Source organism: Caballeronia sp. GAWG2-1 (assembly GCF_023631405.1).
Classification (GTDB): domain Bacteria; phylum Pseudomonadota; class Gammaproteobacteria; order Burkholderiales; family Burkholderiaceae; genus Caballeronia.
Genome location: NZ_JALQDD010000014.1, coordinates 1 through 461, shown reverse-complemented (window position 1 = coordinate 461; position 461 = coordinate 1). Strand labels below are relative to the sequence as shown.

Below are 461 nucleotides of genomic sequence, written 5' to 3'. Positions count from 1 at the left end.
CGCACGGCGCTTGCAATCGGCGCGGATCGCGCCATTCTCGTCGAGTCCGTCGATGAGTTGCAGCCGCTTGCCGTCGCCAAACTGCTCAAGGCGTTGGTCGATCAAGAAAAGCCCGAACTCGTCATCCTCGGCAAACAAGCAATCGACGACGACTCGAATCAGACCGGACAGATGCTCGCCGCGCTGGCAGGCTTGCCGCAAGCGACGTTTGCATCGAAGGTCGTCGTGGCCGACGGCAAAGCCACCGTGTCGCGCGAAGTCGACGGCGGCGCGGAAACGCTGTCGCTGAAGCTGCCCGCTGTCATCACCACCGACCTGCGCCTGAACGAGCCGCGTTATGTGACGCTGCCCAACATCATGAAGGCGAAGAAGAAGCCGCTGACGGTCGTGAAGCCGGCCGACCTTGGCGTGGACGTCGCGCCGCGACTGAAGACGCTGAAGGTCGTCGAGCCGCCCAAGCG

General features: G+C 63.8%; 1 protein-coding gene. It reads left to right on the top strand.

Annotated features, from left to right (window positions below; all coding sequences use genetic code 11):
- Window positions 1–461: electron transfer flavoprotein subunit beta/FixA family protein (locus tag NCR98_RS10005; protein WP_250526107.1), on the top strand; the 461-nt coding region annotated here is incomplete at both ends.